Source organism: Paenibacillus sp. S28 (assembly GCF_016624415.1).
Lineage (GTDB): Bacteria > Bacillota > Bacilli > Paenibacillales > Paenibacillaceae > Paenibacillus_AQ > Paenibacillus_AQ favisporus.
Genome location: NZ_JACVTM010000043.1, coordinates 1 through 1,405 on the forward strand (window position 1 = coordinate 1; position 1,405 = coordinate 1,405).

The window sequence follows — 1,405 nt, forward strand, 5'->3', positions numbered from 1 at the left end:
GGAGGCGACCGCCCCAGTCAAACTGCCCACCTGACACTGTCCCCATACCGGTTCACGGTACCAGGTTAGAACCTAGATACGATCAGGGTGGTATCCCAACGGCGCCTCCACCCAAGCTGGCGCTCAGGTTTCAAAGGCTCCCACCTATCCTGTACAGATCGTACCCAAATCCAATATCAAGCTGCAGTAAAGCTCCATGGGGTCTTTCCGTCTTGTCGCGGGTAACCTGCATCTTCACAGGTATTAAAATTTCACCGGATCTCTCGTTGAGACAGCGCCCAAGTCGTTACGCCATTCGTGCGGGTCAGAATTTACCTGACAAGGAATTTCGCTACCTTAGGACCGTTATAGTTACGGCCGCCGTTTACTGGGGCTTCGGTTCACAGCTTCGGGATTACTCCCTAACCGCTCCCCTTAACCTTCCAGCACCGGGCAGGCGTCAGCCCGTATACTTCGCCTTGCGGCTTCGCACAGACCTGTGTTTTTGCTAAACAGTCGCTTGGGCCTTTTCACTGCGGCCCCCTCGTGCTATTCACACTACCGGGGCACCCCTTCTCCCGAAGTTACGGGGTCATTTTGCCGAGTTCCTTAACGAGAGTTCTTCCGCGCGCCTTAGAATTCTCTTCTCGCCTACCTGTGTCGGTTTGCGGTACGGGCACCTTCACCTGGTTAGAGGCTTTTCTTGGCAGTGTGAGATCATGACCTTCGGTACTATAATTTTCCCTCCCCATCACAGCCCAGCCTTAATAGTGTGCGGATTTGCCTACACACCAGCCTCACTGCTTGGACGAGCATCCATCAGCTCGCGTCACTACCCTCCTGCGTCACCCCATCACTCATAACGGTTTACGGTGGTACAGGAATTTCAACCTGTTGTCCTTCGATTACGCCTGTCGGCCTCACCTTAGGTCCCGACTTACCCTGAGCGGACGAGCCTTCCTCAGGAAACCTTGGGCTTTCGGCGGATCAGATTCTCACTGATCTTTTCGTTACTCATACCGGCATTCTCACTTGTATACGCTCCAGCACTCCTTACGGTATACCTTCAACGCTGTATACAACGCTCCCCTACCCCTGATGCAAGCATCAAGCCATAGCTTCGGTGGTGTGTTTAGCCCCGTTACATTTTCGGCGCAGAGTCACTCGACCAGTGAGCTATTACGCACTCTTTCAATGGTGGCTGCTTCTAAGCCAACATCCTGGTTGTCTGTGCAACTCCACATCCTTTCCCACTTAACACACACTTGGGGACCTTAGCTGATGGTCTGGGCTGTTTCCCTTTTGACAATGGATCTTAGCACTCACTGTCTGACTCCCGGTCGATCAGTCTATGGCATTCGGAGTTTGACTGAGCTTGGTAACCCTTGCGGGCCCCGCACCCAATCAGTGCTCTACCTCCACGACT

1 rRNA gene is annotated in these 1,405 nt (G+C 53.5%); it reads right to left on the reverse strand.

What is annotated here, in order from left to right:
* Positions 1-1,405: ribosomal RNA gene (locus IAE55_RS33545) — 23S ribosomal RNA — on the reverse strand; the annotation flags it as partial.